20 protein-coding genes and 2 tRNA genes are annotated in these 24,388 nt (G+C 70.6%); 14 read left to right on the top strand and 8 right to left on the bottom strand.

Translation table 11 applies throughout. The features are described 5' to 3' along the window. The first annotated feature begins 542 nt into the window (after nt 1-542). From BIU91_RS10265 to BIU91_RS10235, 7 genes are all read left to right on the top strand, one after another. Complete coding sequence (locus tag BIU91_RS10265) at nt 543-2,159, top strand: ABC transporter substrate-binding protein (RefSeq protein WP_071405356.1); 1,617 nt, start codon at nt 543-545, stop codon at nt 2,157-2,159. Between the two features lie 117 nt (nt 2,160-2,276). Further along, nucleotides 2,277-3,353, top strand: a complete 1,077-nt coding sequence (locus BIU91_RS10260) for an ABC transporter permease (RefSeq protein ID WP_084741053.1) — start codon at nt 2,277-2,279, stop codon at nt 3,351-3,353. Between the two features lie 2 nt (nt 3,354-3,355). Next, nucleotides 3,356-4,417, top strand: coding sequence for an ABC transporter permease (locus BIU91_RS10255; RefSeq protein ID WP_071405354.1), 1,062 nt, complete (start codon nt 3,356-3,358; stop codon nt 4,415-4,417). Beyond that, nucleotides 4,414-6,111: an ABC transporter ATP-binding protein gene (locus BIU91_RS10250; protein ID WP_071405353.1), complete on the top strand. Its 1,698-nt coding sequence runs from the start codon at nt 4,414-4,416 to the stop codon at nt 6,109-6,111. Before BIU91_RS10255 ends, BIU91_RS10250 begins: the two co-directional genes overlap by 4 nt. A 148-nt stretch (nt 6,112-6,259) precedes the next feature. Next, nucleotides 6,260-7,189 carry an ATP-binding cassette domain-containing protein gene (locus BIU91_RS10245; protein WP_071405352.1) on the top strand — a complete coding sequence of 310 codons (930 nt, stop codon included), beginning with the start codon at nt 6,260-6,262 and terminating at the stop codon, nt 7,187-7,189. Beyond that, complete coding sequence (locus tag BIU91_RS10240; RefSeq protein ID WP_084741043.1) at nt 7,186-8,196, top strand: D-isomer specific 2-hydroxyacid dehydrogenase family protein; 1,011 nt, start codon at nt 7,186-7,188, stop codon at nt 8,194-8,196. Before BIU91_RS10245 ends, BIU91_RS10240 begins: the two co-directional genes overlap by 4 nt. A 115-nt stretch (nt 8,197-8,311) precedes the next feature. After that, a tRNA-Asn gene (locus tag BIU91_RS10235) sits at nt 8,312-8,384 on the top strand. A gap of 220 nt (nt 8,385-8,604) precedes the next feature. On the opposite strand, the gene BIU91_RS10230 is transcribed toward BIU91_RS10235, so the two are convergent. Continuing rightward, entirely contained in the window at nt 8,605-10,116 is a 1,512-nt protein-coding gene (locus BIU91_RS10230) for a phospholipid carrier-dependent glycosyltransferase (protein ID WP_071405351.1), read from the bottom strand. A 52-nt stretch (nt 10,117-10,168) separates the two neighbouring features. Between BIU91_RS10230 and BIU91_RS10225 the strand changes: the two genes are divergently transcribed. Next, a complete protein-coding gene (locus BIU91_RS10225) occupies nt 10,169-10,657 on the top strand; it encodes a hypothetical protein (RefSeq protein ID WP_071405350.1) in 489 nt (162 codons plus the stop codon). A gap of 70 nt (nt 10,658-10,727) precedes the next feature. On the opposite strand, the gene def is transcribed toward BIU91_RS10225, so the two are convergent. After that, on the bottom strand, nt 10,728-11,303 hold the full coding sequence (gene def / locus BIU91_RS10220) for a peptide deformylase (protein ID WP_071405349.1): 576 nt from the start codon (nt 11,301-11,303) through the stop codon (nt 10,728-10,730). Nucleotides 11,304-11,342: 39 nt separating this feature from the next. On the opposite strand from def, the gene BIU91_RS10215 reads away from it, so the two are divergent. The 6 genes from BIU91_RS10215 (at nt 11,343) to BIU91_RS10190 (ending at nt 16,345) form a co-directional block, all read left to right on the top strand. Beyond that, nucleotides 11,343-12,257 carry a DMT family transporter gene (locus BIU91_RS10215; RefSeq protein WP_171907811.1) on the top strand — a complete coding sequence of 305 codons (915 nt, stop codon included), beginning with the start codon at nt 11,343-11,345 and terminating at the stop codon, nt 12,255-12,257. 155 nt (nt 12,258-12,412) lie between these two features. Further along, nucleotides 12,413-13,624 carry a glycosyltransferase gene (locus tag BIU91_RS10210; RefSeq protein ID WP_071405348.1) on the top strand — a complete coding sequence of 404 codons (1,212 nt, stop codon included), beginning with the start codon at nt 12,413-12,415 and terminating at the stop codon, nt 13,622-13,624. 13 nt (nt 13,625-13,637) lie between these two features. Continuing rightward, nucleotides 13,638-13,712, top strand: a tRNA-Ile gene (locus BIU91_RS10205). Between the two features lie 7 nt (nt 13,713-13,719). Next, nucleotides 13,720-14,844 (top strand): AI-2E family transporter, encoded by a 1,125-nt coding sequence (locus BIU91_RS10200; RefSeq protein WP_171907810.1) that lies wholly within the window; start codon nt 13,720-13,722, stop codon nt 14,842-14,844. After that, nucleotides 14,841-15,686, top strand: a complete 846-nt coding sequence (locus BIU91_RS10195; protein WP_071405347.1) for a DUF1684 domain-containing protein — start codon at nt 14,841-14,843, stop codon at nt 15,684-15,686. The genes BIU91_RS10200 and BIU91_RS10195 overlap by 4 nt, the downstream gene beginning before the upstream one ends. Nucleotides 15,687-15,844: 158 nt before the next feature. Then, the gene (locus BIU91_RS10190; RefSeq protein WP_071405346.1) at nt 15,845-16,345 is read left to right on the top strand and encodes a DUF3145 domain-containing protein; all 501 of its coding nucleotides are present in this window, start codon (nt 15,845-15,847) and stop codon (nt 16,343-16,345) included. Between the two features lie 240 nt (nt 16,346-16,585). Here the strand turns inward: BIU91_RS10190 and BIU91_RS10185 are convergent, their stop codons facing one another. The 6 genes from BIU91_RS10185 to aceE form a co-directional block, all read right to left on the bottom strand. Then, nucleotides 16,586-17,830, bottom strand: a complete 1,245-nt coding sequence (locus BIU91_RS10185; RefSeq protein WP_027465338.1) for a beta-ketoacyl-ACP synthase II — start codon at nt 17,828-17,830, stop codon at nt 16,586-16,588. Between the two features lie 87 nt (nt 17,831-17,917). After that, complete coding sequence (locus BIU91_RS10180; RefSeq protein ID WP_017886710.1) at nt 17,918-18,166, bottom strand: acyl carrier protein; 249 nt, start codon at nt 18,164-18,166, stop codon at nt 17,918-17,920. 122 nt (nt 18,167-18,288) lie between these two features. After that, complete coding sequence (locus BIU91_RS10175) at nt 18,289-19,341, bottom strand: beta-ketoacyl-ACP synthase III (RefSeq protein WP_071405345.1); 1,053 nt, start codon at nt 19,339-19,341, stop codon at nt 18,289-18,291. Next, a complete protein-coding gene (locus BIU91_RS10170; protein ID WP_071405344.1) occupies nt 19,338-20,279 on the bottom strand; it encodes an ACP S-malonyltransferase in 942 nt (313 codons plus the stop codon). Before BIU91_RS10170 ends, BIU91_RS10175 begins: the two co-directional genes overlap by 4 nt. A 112-nt stretch (nt 20,280-20,391) precedes the next feature. Further along, nucleotides 20,392-21,618 carry a helix-turn-helix domain-containing protein gene (locus BIU91_RS10165; RefSeq protein ID WP_027465341.1) on the bottom strand — a complete coding sequence of 409 codons (1,227 nt, stop codon included), beginning with the start codon at nt 21,616-21,618 and terminating at the stop codon, nt 20,392-20,394. A 7-nt stretch (nt 21,619-21,625) separates the two neighbouring features. Then, nucleotides 21,626-24,370, bottom strand: a complete 2,745-nt coding sequence (aceE, locus tag BIU91_RS10160; protein WP_071405343.1) for a pyruvate dehydrogenase (acetyl-transferring), homodimeric type — start codon at nt 24,368-24,370, stop codon at nt 21,626-21,628. Nucleotides 24,371-24,388 lie beyond the last annotated feature (18 nt).

The raw sequence follows: 24,388 nt of genomic DNA, 5'->3' as shown, positions 1-24,388 counted from the left end.
GTGCGTGTCGCCGAGGTCGCGCGAACTGTCGTGCGGCGGGGCTGCGAGCGCCAGTTCGTACGTGGGGGTGCGTGGGTGGTCAGGACGTGCCGTCTGTCGGGCCTCGAATGGTCGCGGGTCGTCGGTTGGCAGGGGTTCGGCCGACGGGACGTGACCGCTCGGGGTGGGGCGGGCGGGGAGTCGTGACCGGTCGGCGGGGTGCGTGGGGCGCGGCAGACGCGGGGCGGGCCTCCAGGCCAGGCGGGGGGAGGCGAGGTCGCACGAACCGTTGCGTGGCGTCACCTGGGACGGCAGTTCGGGCGCTCTCGACCGCCGGACCGCCCCGGTTGCACCACGCAACTTTCGTGCGTGACGCGCCGCTCGACTCCGGCGGAATCATGCATCACGCGGCGGGCCCGTGCATTACAGCGGTGTAAACAAATCGCCCCCGGTTCGTTCTGTTCCGTGACAGGGTGATACCAATGAGCGTTCCTGGCCGGGCACACAGACGTTCCACCCTCCGGCTCAGGACTCTTGCAATCATGACCAGAGAGGCAGCGGACATGGCATCCGTGACCAAGTGGGGCAAGCGCGGCATCGCGCTCGGCGCCGGTGCAGCAGCGACGGCGCTGGTGCTGACCGGCTGCGCGAGCAGCAGCGTGAGTGACACCGAACTGAACGGCCTGAGCATCGGGACGACGGACAAGATCACGTCCCTCGACCCGGCCGGTTCCTACGACAACGGCTCCTTCGCCGTGCAGAACCAGGTGTTCCCGTTCCTGATGAACACGCCCGTTGGGAGCCCGGACGTCGAGCCGGACATCGCCACGAAGGCGGAGTTCACGAACCCGACCACCTACGAGGTCACCCTCAAGGACGGGCTCGAGTTCGCGAACGGCAACAAGCTCACGTCGAGCGACGTGAAGTTCTCGTTCGACCGCGAGCTGAAGATCAACAACGAGAACGGTCCGCAGTCGCTGCTGGCCAACCTCAAGAGCATCGACACCCCGGACGACACCACCGTGGTGTTCAACCTCGACCACGCCGACCAGACCTGGCCGCAGGTGCTCTCGAGCCCCGCCGGTCCGATCGTCGACGAGGACGTCTTCAGCGCGACGAAGCTCACCAGCGCCGACGACATCGTCAAGGGCAAGGCCTTCGCCGGGCAGTACCAGATCAGCTCCTACAAGGAGAACGACACGATCCAGTACAAGACGAACCCGAAGTACGACGGCCTGCTCGGCAAGGCGAAGACCGACGAGGTCACCGCCAGCTACTACACCAAGGAGACCGACCTCAAGCTCGCCGTGCAGAAGGGCGACGTCGACGTGGCGTACCGCTCCCTGACGCCGACCGACATCTCGGACCTGCGCAAGGACGACTCCCTCAAGGTCACCGACGGCCCCGGCGGCGAGATCCGCTACGTGGTCTTCAACTTCAAGACGCAGCCGTTCGGCACCGGGCAGGACGACGCCGACGAGGCGAAGGCCCTGGCTGTGCGTCAGGCCGCCGCCGACGTGGTCGACCGTGCCCAGCTCGCGAAGGAGGTCTACAACGACACCTTCACCCCGCTGTACTCGATGGTCCCGGACGGCCTGACCGGCGCGGTCCAGCCGTTCAAGGAGATGTACGGCGACGGCGACGGCGGCGCGGACGTGTCCAAGGCGAAGAAGACGCTGTCGGACGCCGGCGTCAAGGGCAAGGTGCAGCTCGACATCCAGTACGCGCCCGACCACTACGGTTCGGCATCGGACGACGAGTACGCCCTGCTCAAGCAGCAGCTCGAGGACTCCGGTCTGTTCACCGTCAACATCCAGTCGACGGTCTACACGACCTACGCCCAGGAGCGCACCAAGGACGCCTACCCCGTGTACCAGCTCGGCTGGTTCCCGGACTTCTCCGACGCCGACAACTACCTGTCGCCGTTCTTCACCAAGGAGAACTTCGTCCAGAACCACTACGACGACCCGGAGATCCAGGACCTCATCGCGAAGGAGCAGGCCGAGTCCGACCCGGACAAGCGTGCTGACCTGATCGAGCAGGCCCAGGAGCGCGAGGCCACCCAGATCTCGACGCTGCCGCTGCTGCAGGGCAAGTCCGTCGCGGTCGCCGGCAAGGACGTCAAGGGCCTGACCCTCGACGCCTCGTTCAAGTTCCGGTACGCCACCCTGAGCAAGTAGCACCAAGCCCCACGTGCAGGCCGCGGGCGTTCCCACGAGGAGCGCCCGCGTGCCTGTGCAACGGCGACGAAAGGCACACACCCCGTGACCCTCAGCACTCCCGAGGCGACGCAGGACGTGAACGGCACCGATCCCACCAAGCCACAGGCACAACGCAGTGCCAAGAACAGTGGCGGCGGACTCGGCCGGTACATCCTCGTCAGGTTCCTCCTCATCATCCCGACCGTCTTCATCCTGGTGACGCTCGTGTTCTTCCTGATGCGCGTCATCGGGAACCCGATCACCGCGTCGGTCGGCGGTCGACTCACGCCGAGCCAGCTGCAGGAACGCCTGCACGCAGCCGGGTACGACCGGCCGGTGCTCGTGCAGTACTTCGAGTACCTCGGCAACATCCTGCGCGGTGACTTCGGCACCTCGTCGACGGACAACCGTCCGATCACCGACATCATCGTCACGTACGGCGGTGCGACCGCGGAGCTCGTGTTCTACGCGCTCGTCGTCGCGCTGGTGCTCGGCATCCCGCTCGGCATGCTCGCCGCGTACACGCGTGACAAGTGGCCGGACGTGCTGCTCCGCGCGCTGGCGATCCTGACGTACGCCACGCCGGTGTTCTTCGGTGGTCTGCTGCTCAAGCTCGTCTTCTCGGTGTGGCTCGGCTGGCTGCCCCTCGGCGACCGTGCCTCGACCCGGGTGTCGCTCATCCTCGACGGCATCCCCGGCGCGAGCGGCATCTACATCATCGACGCGCTCCGCACCGGCAACGCCCAGGTCATCGGCGACGTGCTCCAGCACGCCGTCCTGCCCGCGCTGACGCTCGGCCTGCTCACCGCCGGCATCTTCCTGCGCCTGGTGCGCGCGAACATGATCGGGTCGCTCGGCTCCGAGTACGTCGACGCCGCCCGGTCCCGCGGTGTGCGCGAGTCGCGCTTGGTGCGTACCCACGCGTTCCGTCCGGCCCTCGTGCCGATCATCACCGTGATGGGGCTGCAGATCGCGATGCTGCTGGGCGGCTCGGTGCTCACCGAGACGACCTTCGGGTGGCGCGGTCTGGGCTTCGAGCTCAACCAGTACCTGTCGGCCCGTGACTTCGTCGCGGTGCAGGGCATCGTCGCGATGCTGGCGGTGATCGTCGCGGTGACCAACTTCATCGTCGACGTCGTCGCCGCCCTGATCGACCCGAGAGTGAGGTTCTGACGATGGCCGACACCACCCTCGTCGACCGCCACGAGCCGCTCTGGAAGCGGCTCCCCGTGGTGGTCCAGCTGCGCCGGAGCACCGGCTGGCAGCGCGCCATGCTCATCGTCGGCGTGGTCATCTGCGCCCTCTACCTGCTCGTCGCGGTGTTCGCCCCGCTCCTCGCCCCGTACGGCTTCGGCCAGCTGCAGGGCGCGGACGGCCAGAGCTTCCCGCGCACCGGCGCCCCGAGTGCCGAGCACATCTGGGGCACCACGGTCGGCGGCTTCGACGTGTTCAGCCGCGTGCTCTACGGCGCCCGCACGGCCGTGCTCGTCGTCATCGTCGCCGTGATCGTCTCGATCATCGTCGGTGTCCTGCTCGGCATGGTCTCCGGGTACCTGGGCGGCTGGCTCGACCGCGTCCTGGTGGTCGTGGCCGACGCCATCTACGCGTTCCCGTCGCTGCTGCTCGCGATCATCGTGTCCATCGTCATCTCCGGCGGCAACTCGAGCTACTCGGGCGGCATCATCGCGGCGGCGATCTCGATCACCGTCGTCTACGTGCCGCAGTACTTCCGCGTGGTGCGTGCCGAGGCCGTCCGGCTGAAGAACGACGCGTTCGTCGAGTCGGCGCGCGTGATGGGCACGAACCCGTGGCGCATCATGACGCGGCACGTCCTGCGGAACTCGACCCGTTCGCTGCCGCTCATCCTGACGCTCAACGCGAGCGACGCGATCCTGACCCTGGCCGGCCTCGGCTTCCTCGGGTTCGGCATCGGCCCGACGTCCGGCGCCGAGTGGGGCTACGACCTGAGCCGCGCGCTCTCGGACGTCGCGAGCGGCGTCTGGTGGACCGGTGTCTACCCGGGTGTCGCGATCGTGGTGCTCGTGCTCGGTGTGACCTTCATCGGCGAGAGCCTGAACGACATCTCCGACCCCCGCCTGCGTGCACGCCGACGCCTGAAGCAGCTCGTGTCCACGCGCGAGACGCGCGAGACGCGCGACGCCGCGGCACCCCGCGACACGCGCGACGCCGAGGCACCGCGCACCGCCGGGAACGACACGGAAGGGACGGGCGCATGACCCCGACCACCCGCCTGCAACCGGGCGACACCACCACCGAGCCGGTCGTCGTCGTCGACGACCTGACCGTCACCTTCGCGACCGACGGCGGCGCCGTCGACGCGGTCAAGGGCGTCAGCCTCGACGTCCGTCCCGGCGAGGTCCTCGCCCTGGTCGGCGAGTCCGGCTCCGGCAAGTCCGTCACGGCCCGCAGCATGCTGCGGCTCATGCCGGAGACGGCGACACTCGGCGGCGCGGTGCTGCTCGACGGCACCGACGTCGTGTCGGTCGGCTCGCAGAAGCTCCGCGAGCTCCGCGGGACGGCCGGCGCGATGGTGTTCCAGGAGCCGTCGACCGCGCTCAACCCGGTCTTCACCGTCGGGTGGCAGATCGCCGAGGGGCTCCGTGCCCACGGCGGCGTGTCCAAGAAGGAAGCACGGGCGAAGGCCATCGACTACCTCGGTCGCGTCGGCATCCCGGACCCCGAGACCCGCGTCGACCACTACCCGCACCAGTTCTCGGGTGGGCAGAAGCAGCGCGTGGTCATCGCGAGCGCACTGGCCCTCGAGCCGAGCGTCATCATCGCGGACGAGCCCACCACGGCACTCGACGTGACGGTGCAGGCCGAGATCCTCGACCTGCTGCGCCGCTGCCGCGACGAGTTCGGCACCGCGATCGTCGTCATCACGCACAACATGGGCGTGGTCGCCGACCTGGCCGACCGCGTCGCCGTGATGTACCAGGGCGAGATCGTCGAAGAGGCCACGGCGACGGCACTGTTCGCGACGCCGCAGGCCGACTACACCAAGCGGCTGCTCGCGGCGGTGCCCCGGCTCGAGGCGTCCACCGGGGTGGCCCGGCGCGCCGCGATCTCCGAGGACGTCACCCCGCTGGTGGAGGCGAAGGGGCTCGAGATCGAGTACCCCGGGCGGCTCGGTTCGCCGGCGTTCAAGGCCGTCAAGGGCGTCGACCTGGCGATCCGTCCGGGCGAGGTCCTCGGCCTGGTGGGGGAGTCCGGCTCGGGCAAGACCACCATCGGCCGGGCCATGGCGGGCCTGACGAAGGTCACCGGCGGCTCGCTCACGGTGCTCGGCGCCGAGATGCTCGGGTACCGCGAACGCGACTTCAAGCACCTGCGCAAGGACATCGGGTTCGTGTTCCAGGACCCGGCGACCTCGTTCAACCCGCTGCTGACGATCGCCGAGTGCGTCGCCGAGCCGCTGGTCGTGCACAAGGAGGTCTCGAGCCCCCGTGCCGCGCGCAAGCGGGTGGACGAGCTGCTCGAGGCCGTGCAGCTGCCGGCCGCGTACGGCGACCGCTACCCGCACGAGCTCTCCGGCGGGCAGCGCCAGCGCGCATCGCTCGCCCGGTCGCTCGCGCTCCGGCCGAAGCTGCTCATCGCCGACGAGCCGACGAGTGCGCTCGACGTCTCCGTGCAGGCCCGTGTGCTCGAGCTCTTCCTCGAGCTCCAGCAGGACCTCGGCTTCGCCTCGCTGTTCATCAGCCACGACCTCGCGGTCGTCGGCGCGCTGTCCGACCGGATCGCGGTGCTGTACCGCGGTGACCTGGTCGAGACGGGCACGACGGCGCAGGTCCTCGGCGCGCCGCAGCACCCCTACACGCAGCGGCTCCTCGCGTCGCTGCCGGTGCCGGACCCAGCCGAGCAGGCGGAGCGACGGCGTACGCTGGAGCGACTGGAGAACGTCGGGTCCTGACCCGACGTGACCCGCTCTGGAGGCCCGGCCAGCGTCGTCGACGCACGCCGGGCCTCCAGGGCGGTCGTCTCCACTGCTGCACGCACGACGGACCTGCCAGGGCGGCCCGTCGCGAACCGCCGCCAGGGGGCGGCGTGGAAGGGGACCCATGATCGCGGTCAACGGACCGGCGGTCGTCGCGGACGACGTGTCGATCGAGTACCGGGGCGGACGCGGGGGTGAGTCCATCCGGGCCGTCGACGGCGTGAGCCTCACGGTCCGGCAGGGGGAGATCCTCGCCCTGCTCGGTGAGTCGGGATCGGGCAAGTCGACCTTCGCCGCCGCCATCGCCGGCCAGCTCGGATCCCACGGTGAGGGCGAGGGCGCCCTCCGTCGGCACATCGTCGGCGGCGAGCTGACCGTGCTCGGCCAGAAGACCCGGGGCCTCCGCCCTTCGTCGCGCAAGCTCGAACGGCTGAGCGGCCGGATCGGGTACCTGCCGCAGGACGGCGCCGACCGGCTCAGCCCGGACCTGACCGTCGGCGAGGCCGTCGCCGAACCGATCTACGCCCGCGACCGCCGTTTCGACCGGCGCGAGGCCGGGCTCATCGTGGCCCGGCTGCTCGACGCGGTGCACCTGCCGCTCGGGGCGATGCGCCTGAACACCTGGGAGCTCTCGAGCGGGCAGCGTCAGCGTGTCGCCCTGGCGAAGGCGCTCGTGCTCGAGCCCCAGCTCCTGGTCGCGGACGAACCGGCGCGTGGCGTCGACGTACTCGTGCGGCAGTCCGTGCTCGAGGCCCTGGCGACCCTGCAGCGCGGCCGGCAGTTCTCCGCCGTCGTCGTGTCCAGCGACCTGCGCGAGGCCCGCGCCCTCGCCGACCGCGTCGCCGTGATGGCCGATGCCCGGCTCGTCGGGCTCGGCACCTTCGACGAGGTCCTCGACAACCCCGTCGACCCCTACGTCAAGACCCTCGCCTCGACCGCGGCCCGCGGCGTGAAGCGTCGTCCGGCACCGACCGCGGCCCGCCGTTCGTCGGCGCCGCGCCGTCCGCTCGCCGCCGGCACCGGCCCGCGCACCGACCGTCAGGAGAACGCGTGAGTGCCACTTCCCAGGGCCCTCGCGGCCACCGCGCCGTCGTCCCCACGTCGGGTGCACCGCTGCCGATCGACGCCCCGCAGCCCGGGCCGGTCGCCGTGCTGCCGGAACCGACGGACCTGCACGTGGACGCCGTGACCGAGGCCGGCGGCACCGTCGCGCCGCTCGACGCCGACACCCGCGGGGTCGTCTGGCTCGACCCCCGCGACCCGGCCGGCCTCGCCGACGCGCTGTCCTCGGCGCCGGGGGTGGGCTGGGTGCAGCTGCCGTTCGCCGGCGTCGACGCCTTCGCGCACCTGATCCAGGAGCACGGCGACCGCGTGCTGTTCACCTCGGCCAAGGGCGCCTACGCGGAGCCGGTCGCCGAGCACGCGCTCGCGTTGACCCTCGGCACGCTCCGGGTCCTGCAGAAGCGCGCTCGTGCGTCGTCGTGGGCGACCGAGCCCGAGGGCGTCTCGCTGTACGGGCGGAACGTCGTCGTGATCGGTGCCGGCGGGATCGCCCTCGAGTACCTCCGGCTGCTCGCGCCGTTCGACGTCGACGTCACGGTCGTGCGCCGCTCGCCCGAGCCCGTGCCCGGAGCCGCGCGCACCGTCACCACCGACGAGCTCGACCGGGTCCTGCCCGACGCCGACGTCGTGATGATCGCGGCGGCGATGACCTCGGGCACCGCGAAGCTCTTCGGCGAGCAGCAGTTCCGCATCATGAAGCCGTCCGCCCGGCTCGTGAACATCGCCCGCGGCGGACTCGTGGACACCGATGCTCTGGTCGCCGCCCTGCGCGCGGGGGAGATCGCCGCGGTCGGCCTCGACGTCACCGACCCCGAGCCGCTGCCCGACGGGCACCCGCTCTGGTCGGAGCCCGGCGCGGTCATCACCCCGCACCAGGCCGACACCCCGGAGATGGTCGCACCGCTGCTCGCCGAGCGCGTCCGGCTCAACGCCGCGGCGTTCCTCGGGGGCGACGGCGAGGGCTTCGTCGGCGTCGTCGACCCGGTCGCCGGGTACTGACACGGGGACCTCGAAGCGCGGCGCGCCCGGGCGGCGTGTCCGATGCGGTGGAGGGCCTCAGCGTCCTGCTATGCTGTTACCCGTTGTTCGCACGTCATTCGCCAGCGGACAGTGATCCTCGATAGCTCAATTGGCAGAGCAGCCGGCTGTTAACCGGCAGGTTGTTGGTTCGAGTCCAACTCGGGGAGCGACAGGTCCTCATCCCCTCGGGGGTGGGGACCGTTTGCGTTGCGGGCGGTTGGGAAGACGCCGGCGTCTTCGATGCACGCCGCCCCGTGCTCGAGACGCCTCCGGATTCGGCGGTGTCTCGCCCGTTCGGGTGCGTCCTAGCGGGACACCGGCGTCTGCGCGAGACACCGGCGTCTGCGCGGGACACCGGCGTCTGCGCGGGACGCCGGCGTGTGCGGGTCAGCGGTCGTCGGGCTCTTCGGGCTCGATGCTGAGGGTGCCGTCCCGGTTGTTGTCGTTGATCACGCCGGTCTTCGTGACGTAGACGTCGAGGTAGTCGAGCCGGAAGTGCTCGAGCTGGTCGTCGTACTCCGCCAGGAACGTGCGGACCTGCTTCGGCATGGGGCGCCGGTCGTCGTGGCCGACCACCACCGCGTCGAACGGTCCGAGCTGCGGCTTCTGCGTGCCACGGTCGCCGAAGTAGATGCGCCAGGTGTTCGCGCTGAACCGGGCGAACAGGACGTTCTCGTCGTCCTTGCCACGGACCTCGAGCGCCTCCGTCAACATCGCGATGCCGCTCGGACGGGTCTGCACGACGGCGACGCCCAGCCGTGCGACGGGGATGAGCAGCGCGGCGACGAGCACTGCCGCCGCAATGCGTCCGACGGGCGGCCGGACGGTCGCCAGTCGCCCGTACCCGATCGCCGCCAACGCGATGATGAACGGCATCCACGCGTCGTAGTAGTACGGCAGCGAGACGTTCGCGACGATGACGTAGAAGACGAGGAAGACACCGAGGGCGATGCCGAGGTACGCGACCAGGCGGTCCGGTCGGACGACGAGCGCGGCGACCACACCGATGGTCAGGACGGTGAGCAGCAACCAGCCCGTGCCGTCGGCGAGGAACGCGAAGTTCGCCCACCACGGTGCCGCCGGGTAGATCGTCCCGAGGATGGTCGTCGGGTGCCCGTGGGCGTTCTGCTGCGCCTGGAACCGGAGCATCTGCCCGATGGCCTCGAAGAGCCCGACCGGCAGGTAGACGACCACGAACACGACCACGAACGCGACGCCGCCGTACAGCGCACCGACCCCCAGGTCGCGCCACCGACGGAACAGCAAGGGGAGTGCTCCCACGGCGAGGACGAGCACTGCCGTCGACACCTTCGAGGTGACGGACAGTGCGAGCAGCGCACCCGCTGCGGCCACCCACCACCGGTTGCCGGTCCGCATCCAGCGCCAGGCCGCGGCGAGCGAGGCGACGGCGAAGAAGACCATGAGGGGTTCGAGCATCGCGAACCGGTCGATACGGACACCGATGACCGACCCGGCTTCCGCCCAGGACGAGCCCGAGCCACGCGGCGTCAGCCACCACATCGCCGCCGCGGTCAGGCCGGTCCAGAAGCCGACCTCGCGTCGCAGCCAGAGGAACAGGACGACACCCGTGCCGAGCATCGCGGTCGCAGCCACCAGCCTCGGTCCGAGCGGCCCCTGTCCCACCAGGAGCTGCGCCACGCCGTACACGTACTTCGCGAGCGGCGGGTGCTCGAGGTTGAGCGAGAAGTTCCCGTGCACGTAGGCCCAGCTCGCGCGGAGGTACACGAACTCGTCGTTCACGATGGTCGGACGGCCGAGGTGCCAGTAGGCGACGAACACAGCAGCCAGGGCGACGACCACGAGGGCCGTCGCACGGACGGGGCGGGAGTGCAGGCGGGGGATGAGGACCTCCAGGACAGGGCGATGCCGGACCATCATCGCAGGAGCCGCCGTGCGGGTCGTCCGCAGCGCTTGCTGTTAGCGTTCACAGGTGCACCGTTCCCGTTCGCCTCGACTCACGCTCCTGGGCGTCGTCGTCGCCGTGACGGCGGTACTCACCGGCTGCAGCAGCGTCGGCCCGGACACCGACGCGTCCGAGGACCCGACGAGCTCGGACACCGGCCTGGGCTCGGGCGCGTCGCCCGTGGTCTTCGCGTTCGTCTGCGCCGCCGACGGATCGGACAGCGAGACCTACACCACCTACTCGGCGGTGTGGGAGGCCGAGCGCGCCGACTGCTCGGCGAAGCGCCTGACCGGGTCGGTGCCGTCGAGCCAGCAGCAGGCCGCGGTGGCGGCGGCGCGCGGCGACGCGACCCTCGTCGAGCTCGCGAGCACGTGCGCGGTCCGCGGCTCGGCGCCGTGGACGTCGGCGGTCGCCGACGCGCGCGGTGCGCACGTGGCCGCCGGGCTCCTGCGGTACTGCCCAGGGCACCCTGAAACCGACCGCCTGCGGGACGCACTGGCTGCCTACCGGGGCTGAGCCGGGCCTCCAGGCCGCCCGCCGGACCAGCGACGGGCTGGACGGCACCGGGTGCCGACGTCGACGGGCGTCAGCCCTCGGGGTGGTCGCGACCCGGCAACCAGGACTGGCCGGGGCCGCCCCAGCTGCTCTTGCGGATCGCCTTGGCGACCTGCTTGCCGTAGGGGTGCACCAGGCGGTCGGCGTAGAGCCAGCCGTCCAGGTGGTCGTACTCGTGCTGGAAGATCCGGGCCAGCCAGCCGTGCGCCTCGACCTCGAACGGGGTGCCGTGCTCGTCGAAGGCCCGCAGCAGGGCGCCCTCGGAGCGGCGGAGCGGGAACCGCTCGCCCGGGATCGACAGGCAGCCCTCGGACTCCTCGTCCTCGTCGAGCTCCTCGACGGACTCGGGGACCGGGGGCGTGATCCACAGGACGGGGTTCACGGCGGCGCCCCGGTGCAGGACGTCGTCGTCGTCGGTGTAGGAGTACACGAACAGGCGCTTGCCGACGCCCACCTGCGGTCCGGCCAGGCCGACGCCCGGTGCCAGGTCCATGGTCTCGAGCATGTCGGCGACGAGGGTGCGGAGGTCGTCATCGAACGCGGTGACCTCGGCTGCACGCTCGTGCAGGACGGGTTCGCCGGTGATGCGGATCGGGAGAACGGCCATTCACCCAGGTTATCCGGCGGGGGACGGTAGCCTCGACGCGTGACGACGGACCTCCAGCTGCCCGACGCCGTGAGCAACCTCACGCCGTTCCAGGCGCTGATGATCCCGGTGGCGCTGATCGGTGCGGTGTTCCTGTCGCTCGGGGCGCAGTTCCAGAGCCGCGGGGTCCAGCGGGTCGAGGCGCGTCTCGGTCGGCAGTCGAAGGGGCTGAGCGTCCGGCACGTCGTCGGGCTCGTCTCGAGCGGCTACTGGGTGCTCGGCACGCTCATGCTCGGCATCGCGGTGGTGCTCCAGCTCATCAGCATCACGTTCGCGCCCCTGATCGTCGTGCAGCCCCTGGGTGCCGTCGCCCTCGTCATCACGACGTGGTTCTCGTCGCGGTCGTCCGGTGTGCCACTCGGTCGCCGTGCCCGGCGGGCCGTGTGGACGTGCATCATCGGTGTCGGCATCTTCGTCGGGATCGCCGCGTTCGTCGGGCACGAGAGCGCGATCACCCGTCAGCAGCTCGTCACCGTGCTGGTGATCCTGGCCGTCGTGCTGGTGCTCGTGCTGGTGTCCTTCCGCCTGGTCGCCAAGCACCGCAGTGCGCTGTACTACATCGTCGGGGCGGGGGTGCTCTACGGGTTCGTGGCGACGCTGGCCAAGGTGGTGCTGAACCGGTTCGTGAACGGCACCTTCGACTGGCTGACCGTGCTCGCCATCGTCGGGGTGGTCGTGGCGGCGTCGCTGGGTGGGTACTTCGTGCAGAACGCGTACTCGAGCGGCTCGGCCGACCTCGTGATCGCGGGGTTGACGGTGATCGACCCGATCGTCGCGGTCGGCATCGGCGTGATCGTGCTCGGCGAGGCCTCGGGGGCGCCGTGGTTCGCGGTCGCGGGGTTCGTGGTGGCCGCGGGCATCGCCATCACCGGGGTGTTCCTGCTCGCCAAGCACCACCCGCAGACCCGGGCCTGACGCCGGCCGGAGCGTGCACCGGCGCGCACGCGGCGGTGCACGCGCCGCGCACCCGGTGGTCGCCGCCCTCATCCGCGCGGCTGACGCGACCGTCGATCCTGGTGCGATAGCGTCACTGCCGACCAGCCATCGCCCACGAGAGGACGAACTCAGCCGTGTCAGGAGACGCCACCACCGCCACCGCCGGACCGACGGAAGCGACGGGCGGTCACCGACCGTTGCGCGTGCTGATCGCAGCGGACACCTTCGCCCCCGACGTCAACGGCGCCGCCACCTTCGCTGAGCAGCTCGCCGTCGGCCTGGCCGAGCGCGGGCACGAGGTGCACGTCGTGGCCCCGGCCTCGAGCCGCCACTACGGCACCTTCGACGAGGAGCACCACGGCGTCACGCTCGTCGTGCACCGCCTGAAGTCGTACAAGTGGCCGCTGCACCCGTGGCTGCGCTTCGTCTGGCCGTGGAGCGTCCGGAAGTGGACCGGCCCGATCCTCGACGCCGTCAAGCCCGACGTGCTCCACATCCAGTCACACGTGGTCATCGGCCGCGGCATCGTGCACGAGGCGAACGACCGCGGCATCCGGGTCATCGCGACGAACCACTTCATGCCGGAGAACCTGCTCGAGTACACACCGTTCGGCAAGTGGACGCTGCCCCTCGCGCTGAAGATCGCGTGGAGCGACGCCGCCAAGACCTACCGGCTGGCCGACACCATCACGACGCCGACGAACCTGGCCGCCGACTACCTGCGGAAGGCCATCGCCGGCCAGCAGGTCCTCGCGATCTCGTGCGGCATCGACGCGTCCCGGTACGTGGCGCGCGAGGGACGCCCGGTCAACAACGACATCGTGTTCGTGGGTCGTGTGGCCCCCGAGAAGAACCTCGACGTGCTCGTCCGCGCGGTGGCGCTGCTGCCCGCCGAGCTGTCCGCGACGCTGACCATCGTCGGCGACGGCGAGATGATCCCGAAGCTCACCGCGTTGGCGAAGGAGCTCGGGCTCGAGGACCGCGTGCGGTTCCTGGGCTTCGTCTCCGACGAGCGCAAGCAGGAGGCCCTGACCAACGCGACGGTGTTCGCGATGCCGTCGACGGCGGAACTGCAGAGCATCTCGTCACTCGAGGGGATGGCCTCGGGGCTGCCCGTCGTCGCCGCCGACTCGATGGCGCTCCCGCACCTGATCGACGGCAACGGGTACCTGTTCACCCCGGGCGACGTGGACGACCTGGCGGCGAAGCTCACGACGGTGCTCACCGCGCCCGAGTCGGAGTACGTCGCGATGCGGGAACGAAGCCTGGCCATGATCGAGGCACACGACATCAACCGCACGCTGTCGACGTTCGAGTCGCTGTATCGTGGTGAGCCGGTGGCCTGAGGGTCTCCGGCGAGGGGCGGTAGCCAAGCTGGTCAAGGCAGTCGGCTCATAACCGAACGATCCGCGGGTTCGAGTCCCGCCCGCCCTACGTGCACATGCCAAGGAAGCGCGACACGTCGCAGGACGACCACGCACCGACACCGAACGTCACCTTCGAGGTGACCCGTGGCGGTACCGGCGTGCGCGTGAACGCCTTCCGCCTCGGGTTCATGGGCGCCATCGGGGTGCTCGTCGCGCTGCTCGCCGGTGCGATCATCAACGAGCTCAGCACGGTGCTGGTCTACATCGGGGTCGCGCTGTTCCTGGCACTCGGCATCGACCCGCTCGTGTCGTTCCTGGAGCGGATCATCCCGCGCTGGTCCGCCATCACGATCGTCGTGGTCGCGGTCCTCGGGGCCTTCGCCGGCATCGTGTTCGCCGTGGTGCCGATCCTGGTGGAGCAGGCGTCCAACCTGATCCAGAACTTCCCCGACATCGTGCAGGACATCTCGCAGCAGCAGTGGGTGCAGGACCTGTCGAAGCAGTTCGCCGGGTCGTTCGACATCGACCACGCCCTGCAGTCGCTGCAGTCCTTCGTCGAGAAGCCGGGCAACCTGCTCAGCGTCGGCGGCGGGATCCTGGCGGTCGGCAGCGGCATCCTGTCCGGCGTCACCGGGGCGCTCATCGTCATCATCCTGATGCTCTACTTCCTCGCGTCGATGCGGGGCATGAAGCGTGCGACCTACCGGTTCGTGCCGGCGTCGCGCCGCCAGAACTTCATCGACGTGAGCGAGCAGATCACGCAGGCCGTCGGCCGCTACGTCGTCGGGCAGGTGTCGCAGGCGCTGATCAACGGCATCCTGAGCTTCATCTTCCTGCTCATCATCGGGGCCCCGCTGCCCGTGCTGCTCGCGTCGTTCGCGTTCCTCGGCTCGCTCATCCCGCTCGTCGGCACGCTCGCCGCCGCGATCGTCATCTCGCTGCTCTGCTTCTTCGCGTCGCCGGCCACCGCCCTCGCCGCCGCCATCTACTACCTCGTCTACATGCAGGTCGAGGCCTACCTGATCTCCCCGCGCATCATGTCGCGTGCGGTCCAGGTGCCCGGCGCGCTCGTGGTCATCGCGGCGGTCGCGGGCGGCACGATCGGCGGCGTGCTCGGCGCACTCGTGGCGCTGCCCGTCGCGGCGTCGGTCATCATCATCGTGCAGAAGGTCATCTACCCCCGCCAGGAGCAGGCGTGACGAGCGGCACCGGCGCACCCGACGACGCGGTAATCGCCGCCTTCGCCGAGCACGTCCACGACCGTGACCGCTGGGCGCGCAGTGCCCGTGGGCCGCTCGCCCTCGTGAACGCCCAGCACGTCGACCACCCGCAGCCGGTCTGGCCGGTCCCCGGGACGTGGGCCCCGGCCGTCGGCGGACTCACCGTGACGGCCGAGGCCTCCGACGGTGTCGTCGTCGACGGCGTCCCGGTCGACGGCACGGTCCTGGTGGCCGGGGACACCGCCGTCGTGCCGTCGACCGTCGCGCTGCCGGACGGCTTCGCCGGCACCGTCAGCGGTGACACCCTGCGCGTCTGGGACCCGTCGTCCGAGGCGATCGCCCGCTTCGCACAGATCGCCCGCTTCGCGTGGTCCGGCGACTGGGTGACGTCCGGCACGTACGTCCCGCTGGTGGGAGACGACCTGGAGGCCCGTGGCAGCGTCCGCGACGCCGCCGGCGACGCCCTGCCGGTCGCCGGACACGTCGAGACCGTCGTGGGTGGTGCCACGGTGCGGTTCGTCGCCGTCCGGTCCGCTGCCCACCGCGGAGCCCCGCGGCTGCAGCTCATCGTGCAGGACGCCACGAGCGCCCTACCGGAGGACGACCCGGGCAGCACCTACTCGATGGGTCGGTTCCTGTACCTCGACGACCCCGGCACGGAGGCCACGGTCGCGCTCGACTGGAACCGGCTGGTCCTGCCGCCGTGCGCGTTCTCGTACCAGTACGCGTGCCCGATCCCACCGGAGGACAACCGCGTCCCGGTGCCGATCACGGCGGGGGAGCGACACCCGGTCGACGCGGACGGTGCCGTCCTGCACTGATCGGGGTCGGTTCCTTGCCGTTCCCAGCCGCAGCGCTGCATAATGGGCGTGTCCCCTCGGGACATCACAATCGCATACCGATGGTTCCGTGGCCCCTCGGGTCAGGATCCTCCGCACCAGGTCGATGGGGAAGTCGCACCTGACGTATCGGAGGAACCGTGAACGGAACGACGACAGGAGTGCTCTACGTGCACTCCTCACCCCGCGCGCTCTGCCCGCACGTCGAATGGGCAGCAGGTCGCGCGATGAAGCGCGCCGTGAACTTCTCGTGGCTCGACCAGCCCGCACAGGACGGTGCGCGCCGGACCGAGTACACGTGGACCGGTGCGGTGGGCGCCGGTGCCGCGATTGCGTCGGCCCTGCGCGGCTGGGAACACCTGCGGTACGAGGTCACCGAGGAGCCGACGAGCGCCTCGGACGGCGGTCGCTGGATGCACACGCCCGACCTCGGGGTGTTCTACGCGCAGACCGACGTCACGGGCAACATGGTCATCCCCGAGGACCGGGTGCGCTACGCGATGGAGGTCGCCGGCAGCAACGCCCTCGAGCTGCACCGTGAGCTCCGACTCGCCCTCGGGCAGGCCTGGGACGACGAGCTGGAGCCCTTCCGCCACGCGGCCGAGGGCAACCCGGTCGTCTGGCTGCACCGCGTCGGCTGACCCAACTCGCAACACGCCGGCGTCTCGGGTGCGCCGGACGCCGACGTCGGGTGCGCAACACGCCGGCGTGCTGTCCTGACGCCGCCGAAGACTCGGGACGCCGCCGAATACGGCGGCGTCTCGTCGTTTCCGGGGCGCCGCAGCGACACGACGGCGTGTTGCCGGGACTCCAACCGGCACCGGAACGACGGAAGCCCGCCCCGACGACGCGGGACGGGCCTCCTGGCAGGGTGGGACGGATCAGACGCTGCGGAACGCGACCACGGCGTTGTGGCCGCCGAAGCCGAACGAGTTGCTGACCGCGAGCAGGTCACCCTCGGGCAGTGCGCGCGGCTCGCGGGCCACGTCCATGACGATCTCCGGGTCCTGGTCGTGCAGGTTGATCGTCGGCGGGGCGACGCGGTTGTGCAGCGCGAGGACGGTGAAGACCGCCTCGATCGCACCGGCACCACCGAGCAGGTGGCCCGTCGAGGCCTTGGTCGCGGACACCACGACGTCGTCCAGGTGGTCGCCGAAGACCCGACGCATCGCGTGGTACTCGGCGACGTCACCGACGGGGGTCGAGGTGGCGTGCGCGTTGACGTGCACGACGTCCTCGATGCTCGCGTCGGCGTGCTCGAGGGCCTGCAGGACCGCACGGGCGGCGGCGCTGCCCTCGGGGTCCGGCGCCGTGATGTGGAAGGCATCCGAGGTGATGCCGGAGCCGGCGACCTCGGCGTAGATCGTCGCGCCGCGGGCCTCCGCGTGCTCCTTCGACTCGAGGATGAGCGCCGCTGCGCCGTCACCGAGCACGAAGCCGTCACGCGTCACGTCGTACGGACGCGACGCGGTCTCGGGGGAGTCGTTCCGGCGCGACAGGGCCTGCATGGCGGCGAACGCGGCCAGCGGGAGCGGGTGCAGCGCGGCCTCGGCGCCACCGGTGATGACGATGTCGGCGTCGCCGTCGGCGATGTGCCGGTACGCCTCGGCCAGCGACTCGGTCGACGACGCGCAGGCGGACAGGTAGGTGCGGGCACCACCACGGGCGCCGAACTCCATCTCGATGGCGGCCGCGGGTCCGTTCGCCATGAGCATCGGGACCGTCATCGGCAGGACGCGACGCGGACCCTTCTCGCGCAGGGTGTCCCAGGCGTCGAGCAGCGTGTTCACGCCGCCGATGCCGGTCGCCCAGTCGACGATGAGGCGCTCGGGCACGACCGATTCGTCGTCGATGCCGGCGTCGGCCCAGGCCTCGCGCGCCGCGACGAGCGACAGCTGCGACGAGGGGTCGAGGCGCTTCGACTCGGGGCGGGTGAGCTGGTCGGTGAGGAACCGGCGCGCCTGGCCGGCGAACTCCACGGGGAGCTCGAGCTCGGCGTAGCGGGGGTCCTCGATGCGGGTGATGCCGGACTTGCCGGCGAGCAGCGCGTCCCAGGTGTCCGGGGCGGTCGCGGCGAGGGGTGAGATCGCACCGATCCCGGTGACGACGACGGTCTTCTTGGTCATGGGACGACGTGTTCTTTCGTTGGGGTGAACAAGATGAGCGCCACGGCCCGCAGGGGTCCGCGGGCCGCGGCGCTCAGGAAGCTCGTGTCAGGCCTGGGCCTTGACGATGTAGTCGACCGCGTTGCCCACGGTCTTGAGGTTCTTGACCTCTTCGTCCGGGATCTTCACGTCGAACTTCTCCTCGGCGTTGACCACGATGGTCATCATCGAGATGGAGTCGATGTCGAGGTCGTCCGTGAAGGACTTGTCGGCGGCGACGGTGTCGGTGGCGATACCGGTCTCGTCGTTGATCAGCTCGGCCAGGCCGGCGAGGACTTCTTCGTTGGACAGGGCCATGAGTGTTCTCCTTGAAGGGGGGTGTCGTTTGACCGTTGACCAGCCTAGGGCACGCGGGGTCCGGGTGCGCGGAGGCTCGTCGGGATGGGGACCGGGCGTGCGGTTGCGCGACCGGACGGGGATCAGGGGAGGACGACCACCTGGGCACCGAACACGAGTCCGGCGCCGAAGCCGATCTGCAGGGCGAGGCCGCCCGACAGGTCCGGGTGCTCCTCGAGCAGGCGGTGCGTGGCGAGCGGGATGCTCGCGGCGGAGGTGTTGCCGGTGGTGGTGATGTCGCGGGCGATCGTCACCGTCTCGGGCAGGCCGAGCTGCTTGGCGAACTCGTCGATGATGCGGATGTTCGCCTGGTGCGGCACGAACGCGGCGAGGTCCTCGGGGCGGACGCCGGCGGTCTCGAGCGCCTGGCGGGCGACCTTGACCATCTCCCAGACGGCCCAGCGGAACACCGTCTGCCCGGCCTGGCGCATGGTCGGACGCGGTGCGCCGGCCTCCCACTCGTTGTAGGTCGCGGTCATGCCGATGGCGTCCCACTTCGAGCCGTCGGAACCCCAGATGGTGGGGGCGATGCCCGGGAAGTCGCTCGGGCCGATCACGGCGGCGCCGGCACCGTCCCCGAGCAGGAACGAGATCGAGCGGTCGGTCGGGTCGACGACGTCGCTGAGCTTCTCGGCCCCGACGACCAGCACGTGGTCGGCGAGTCCGGACTTGATGAACGAGTCGGCCTGGGCGATGCCGTAGGCGTACCCGGCACAGGCGGCGCTGATGTCGTACGCGGCGGCCGGGGTGGCGCCGATGCGCTCGGCGAGCAGCGACGCCATCGACGGGGTCGCCACGGTGTGCGTGACGGTGCTCACGAGCACGACGCCGATCTGGGACGGCTCGATGCCGGCCTTCTCGATTGCCTCGCGTGCGGCGGCCTCGGCGAGGTCGACGGCCTCGACGTCCTTGCCCGCGCGCTTGCGGGTGATGATGCCGGTGCGCTGGCGGATCCACTCGTCGGACGAGTCGATCGGGCCGACGAGGTCGTCGTTCGGCACGACGTTCTCGCCGCGGGCGGCGCCGAACGCCAGGATCCGGGTGAACTCGTGGCCGCGGCGCTGCTGGAGCAGCGGGCGCGCGGATCCGGTCGGGAGGCCCGTGGGGGCGTCCGTCGGGGTGGTCGGGTCGGTCATGCGGTTGCGTCTGCTTCCTGGCCCGCGCGCTGCAGCAGGTCGATCGCTGCAGGCAGGTCGTCGGGGGTCTTGATGGCGACGGTCGGCGTGCCGCGGAGGCCGCGCTTCGCCAGGCCGACGAGGGCACCGGCGGGTGCGAGCTCGATGATGCCGGTCACGCCGGCGGCGGAGAAGGACTCCATGACCGCGTCCCAGTGCACGGGGCTCGCGATCTGCTGGACCATGAGGTCGACGAAGCGGCGCCCGTCGTCGACGCGGGAGCCGTCGGCGTTGGTCCAGATCGGCAGGGTCGGGTCCTGCACGGTGGCGGCGGCCGCGACCGGGGCGACCCGCTCGACGGCGGGGGCCATGTAGCGGGTGTGGAACGCACCGGCCACGGCGAGCGGGATCACCCGGGCCTTGGCGGGCGGGTCGGCGGCGAGGGCCGCGATGGCGTCTGCGGCACCGGCGACGACGGTCTGGCCGCCACCGTTGTGGTTCGCGGGCACGAGGCCGTGCTCGGCGAGGGCTGCGGCGACCGCGTCGGCGTCACCACCGAGGACGGCGGCCATCGAGGTCGGCTCGAGCGCTGCGGCGTCCGCCATGGCTCGGCCGCGCTCGGCGACCAGGGCGACGGCGTCGGTCGGCTCGAGGATCCCGGCAACCGCGGCGGCGGTGAACTCGCCCACCGAGTGTCCGGCGACCCCGCCCACCAGGGCACGACGGCCCTCGGCGAGCAGTGCGTCGGCGGTCACCAGGCCGGCGGCGACGATGAGGGGCTGTGCGAGCGCGGTGTCCTTGATGGTGTCCGCGTCGGAGTTCGTGCCGTGCTCGGCGAGGTCGACGCCGATCGACTCCGACCACTGCCCGACTCGTTCACGAACGGTGGCGTCCTCGAGCCAGGGGGCGAGGAAGCCGGGGGTCTGGGAGCCCTGTCCGGGCGCGACGACGACGATCACCGGACAATCCTCGCGTTCTCGCCCCGCGGGGCCCGTGTGGACTTCCCACACGAATCCCCGCGGGACATTGTCGGTTCTCTACCGTCCGGAGCGCTCTAGCGTCCGGAGCGCTCTAGCGCCGGGGCGTGATGCGGCGGCGGCCGGTCGCGGACTCGGACATCGCGCCGAGGATGAGCGCCGACTGCACGATCAGGGCGTCCCGGGCGTGCGTGGCGTCCCACCCGATGATGTCGGCGACCCGGCGCAGGCGGTAGCGCACGGTGTTCGGGTGCACGAAGAGCTCACGCGCCGTGGCCTCGAGCGAACGCCCGGTGTCCAGGTAGCACCACAGCGTCTGCAGGAGCTCGGTGGACTGGTCCTTGAGCGGGACGTAGATGCGCTGCACCAGGGCCGACCGGGCGAGCGGGTCGCCGGCCAGGGCACGTTCGGGCAGCAGGTCGTCGGCCAGGGCCGGGCGGGGCACGCCGCGCCAGGCACGTGCGACGGCGAACCCGGCGAGGGCGGCCTTCGCGCTGGTCGACGCGTCGACGACCCCGGGGACCTCGTTGCCGAGCACCAGGTGCCCCTCGCCGAACAGCGGTTCGAGGGCCTGCGCGATGGTCGTGAAGGAGACGGGCTCCTCGCCCTCGGGGACGTCGTCGCGCGGGGTGGCGCGGCCGATCACCACGACGAGCCGCGATCCCTGGACCCCGACGAGCACGTCGGCGTCCATGTGCCGTGCGGTGCGCCGGACCTGGTCGACCTCGAGCTGCTTCGGTGCGGTGCCGACGAGCACCGCGACCTCGCCGTGGCCGTGCCACCCGAGGGCGGCGATGCGGGACGGCAGTTCGTCGTCGTACTCGCCGGAGAGGATCGAGTCGACCACGAGCGCTTCGAGCCGGGCATCCCACAGACCGCGGGCCTCGGCCGCGCGAGCGTAGACGTCGGCGGCGGCGAACGCGATGTCGCGGGAGTACTTGAGGATCGCCTCCTGCAGCATCTCGTCGTCGGCGGCGCGTTCCTCGACCACGGTCACCACGACGCGGATGAGCTGCAGGGTCTGCTGCAGGCTCACCGAGCGCAGGAGTTCCCGCGGGGCGGACCCGAAGACGTCGGCCGCAGCGATCCACGGCGTCGACGCGGTGCCCTCGAGCCAGCTGATGAACGAGGTGATGCCGGCCTGGGCGACGAGGCCCACGGCGGAGCGGCGCCCCGGTGGCATCTCGCTGTACCAGGGGAGCGTGTCCTCGAGCCGCTTGATCGTGGCGGTGGAGAGTTCTCCGGACACCTGACGGAGCCAGGAGAGCGCACGCTCGCGCGCGCTCTCCTGGCTCTCGTGGTCCGGGCGGACCGTCGTCACGGGTTGATCAGCTCTCGCCGCCCGCGCTGCCGGTGGTGCCGGCGGTCACGTCGTGCAGGCGGTACTTGTCGATCGCCTGCTGGACGAGCGCGCCGTCGACCTTGCCCTGGCGGGCGAGCTGCTGCAGCGTCCGCACGACGACCGACGGGCCGTCGATGTGGAAGAAGCGGCGAGCGGCCGGACGGGTGTCCGAGAAGCCGAAGCCGTCGGCGCCGAGGGTGGCGTAGTCGGTCGGCACGAACGGGCGGATCTGCTCCTGCACCAGGTGCATGAAGTCGCTCACGGCGACGACCGGGCCCTCGGTGCCGAGCAGACGCTCGGTGACGAACGGCGTGCGGGCCGGCTCGTTCGGGTTGAGGAACGCCTGCTGCTCGGCGGCCACACCGTCGCGGTACAGCTCACCCCAGCTCGTGACGCTCCACACGTCGGCCGACACGCCCCAGTCCTCGGCGAGGAGCTGCTGCGCCTCGAGGATCCACGGCACGGCGACACCGGACGCGAGCAGCTGGGCCTTCGGGCCGTCGTGCTCGCTCGCCTTGAGCAGGTACATCCCCTTGAGGATGCCCTCGACGTCGACGCCCTCGGGCTCGGCCGGCTGCACCAGCGGCTCGTTGTAGACCGTCAGGTAGTACATGACGTTCGGGTCGGCGTGCTTCGGCGAGCCGTCCTCGTTCGTGCCGTACATGCGGTCGAGGCCGGCCTTGACGATGTGGCCGATCTCGTAGCCGTACGCCGGGTCGTACGAGACGACGGCCGGGTTCGTCGTGGCGAGGAGCGGCGAGTGACCGTCCGCGTGCTGCAGGCCTTCGCCCGTCAGCGTGGTGCGGCCGGCGGTCGCGCCGATCATGAAGCCACGGGTCATCTGGTCGCCGGCGGCCCAGATGGCGTCGCCGGTGCGCTGGAACCCGAACATCGAGTAGAAGACGTAGACCGGGATGAGCGGCTCGCCCTGCGTCGAGTACGAGGTGCCGACCGCGGTGAACGCCGCGAGGGCACCCGCCTCGTTGATGCCGACGTGGATGATCTGGCCCTGCGGGCTCTCCTTGTAGGCCAAGAGGAGCTCGCGGTCGACCGACGTGTAGTGCTGGCCGTTCGGGTTGTAGATCTTCGCCGACGGGAAGTAGGCGTCCATGCCGAACGTGCGTGCTTCGTCCGGGATGATCGGGACCACGCGGTCGCCGAAGTCGGGCGAGCGCAGCAGATCCTTCAGCAGGCGTGCGAACGCCATGGTGGTGGCGACCTCCTGCTTGCCGGAACCCTTCTTGACGACCTGGTACTTCGAGTCGTCCGGCAGCGTGAACTGCGTGTACTTCGTGCGACGTTCCGGCACGTAGCCACCGAGCGCGCGACGACGCTCGTGCATGTACTGGATCGCCTCGTCGTCGTTGCCCGGGTGGTAGTACGGCGGTGTGTAGGGGTTCTCTTCCAGCTGCGCGTCGGAGATCGGGATGCGCATCTCGTCGCGGAACTGCTTGAGGTTGTCGAGCGTGAGCTTCTTCATCTGGTGGGTCGCGTTGCGCCCCTCGAAGCTCGGGCCGAGGCCGTAGCCCTTGACCGTCTTCGCCAGGATGACGGTCGGCTGGCCCTTGTGCTCGGTCGCGGCCTTGAACGCGGCGTAGACCTTGCGGTAGTCGTGGCCACCGCGCTTGAGGTTCCAGATCTGGTCGTCGGTGTAGTCCTTGACGAGCTCGAGCGCCTTCGGGTCGCGCCCGAAGAAGTTCTCGCGCACGTAGGCACCGTTCTCGGCCTTGTACGTCTGGTAGTCGCCGTCCGGCGTCTGGTTCATCAGGTTGAGGAGCGCGCCCTCGGTGTCGCGGGCGAGCAGGTCGTCCCACTCGCGGCCCCAGACGACCTTGATGACGTTCCAGCCGGCACCGCGGAAGAACGCCTCGAGCTCCTGGATGATCTTGCCGTTGCCACGGACCGGACCGTCGAGTCGCTGCAGGTTGCAGTTGATGACGAAGTTCAGGTTGTCGAGGCCGTCGTTCGCGGCGACCTGGAGCTGCCCGCGGGACTCGACCTCGTCCATCTCGCCGTCGCCCAGGAACGCCCAGACCTGCTGGTCCATGGCGTCCTTGATGCCGCGGTTCGACAGGTACTTGGCCTGCTGCGCCTGGTAGATCGCGTTGATCGGGCCGATGCCCATCGACACGGTCGGGAACTGCCAGAAGTGCGGCATGAGGCGCGGGTGCGGGTACGACGACAGGCCGCCGCCGGCGTGCGACTTCTCCTGCCGGAACCCGTCGAGCTGGTCCTCGGAGAGGCGACCTTCCATGTACGCGCGGGCGTACATGCCGGGGGAGGCGTGGCCCTGGAAGAAGACCTGGTCGCCACCGGAGGGGTGGTCCTGCGCGCGGAAGAAGTGGTTGTAGCCGACCTCGTACATCGCGGCGCTCGACGCGTACGTCGAGATGTGCCCGCCGACCCCGATGCCGGGACGCTGTGCGCGGTGCACCGTGATGGCCGCGTTCCAGCGGATCCAGCGGCGGTACCGGCGCTCCAGCTCTTCGTCGCCGGGGAACTCCGGCTCGTTCTCCGGCGCGATGGTGTTCACGTAGTCCGTCGTCGGGACCATCGGCACACCGAGGTGCAGTTCCTTGGACCGCTTGAGCAGGCTCAGCATGATCTCGCGACCGCGCTGGTGTCCGTGGGTCTGGACCAGCCCGTCGAGGGACTCACGCCATTCGGCGGTCTCCTGCGGATCCTGGTCGTTCGCCCCGGCGCTGTACGGGTCCTGGTCGTTCACCGTCACCCTTGACCTCGTTCGTTC

The organism is Curtobacterium sp. MMLR14_002 (assembly GCF_001864975.1).
Classification (GTDB): Bacteria; Actinomycetota; Actinomycetes; order Actinomycetales; family Microbacteriaceae; genus Curtobacterium; species Curtobacterium flaccumfaciens.
This window is presented reverse-complemented; position numbering and strand designations above follow the sequence as displayed.

Excerpts from the sequence above, each read along its gene's own strand:
- BIU91_RS10265 (WP_071405356.1), top strand. The coding sequence starts at position 543 with ATGGCATCCGTGACCAAGTGGGGCAAGCGCGGCATCGCGCTCGGCGCC.
- BIU91_RS10255 (WP_071405354.1), top strand. The coding sequence starts at position 3,356 with ATGGCCGACACCACCCTCGTCGACCGCCACGAGCCGCTCTGGAAGCGG.
- BIU91_RS10250 (WP_071405353.1), top strand. The coding sequence starts at position 4,414 with ATGACCCCGACCACCCGCCTGCAACCGGGCGACACCACCACCGAGCCG.
- BIU91_RS10245 (WP_071405352.1), top strand. The coding sequence starts at position 6,260 with ATGATCGCGGTCAACGGACCGGCGGTCGTCGCGGACGACGTGTCGATC.
- BIU91_RS10230 (WP_071405351.1), bottom strand. The coding sequence starts at position 10,116 with ATGATGGTCCGGCATCGCCCTGTCCTGGAGGTCCTCATCCCCCGCCTG.
- def (WP_071405349.1), bottom strand. The coding sequence starts at position 11,303 with ATGGCCGTTCTCCCGATCCGCATCACCGGCGAACCCGTCCTGCACGAG.
- BIU91_RS10200 (WP_171907810.1), top strand. The coding sequence starts at position 13,720 with ATGCCAAGGAAGCGCGACACGTCGCAGGACGACCACGCACCGACACCG.
- BIU91_RS10185 (WP_027465338.1), bottom strand. The coding sequence starts at position 17,830 with ATGACCAAGAAGACCGTCGTCGTCACCGGGATCGGTGCGATCTCACCC.
- BIU91_RS10180 (WP_017886710.1), bottom strand. The coding sequence starts at position 18,166 with ATGGCCCTGTCCAACGAAGAAGTCCTCGCCGGCCTGGCCGAGCTGATC.
- BIU91_RS10175 (WP_071405345.1), bottom strand. The coding sequence starts at position 19,341 with ATGACCGACCCGACCACCCCGACGGACGCCCCCACGGGCCTCCCGACC.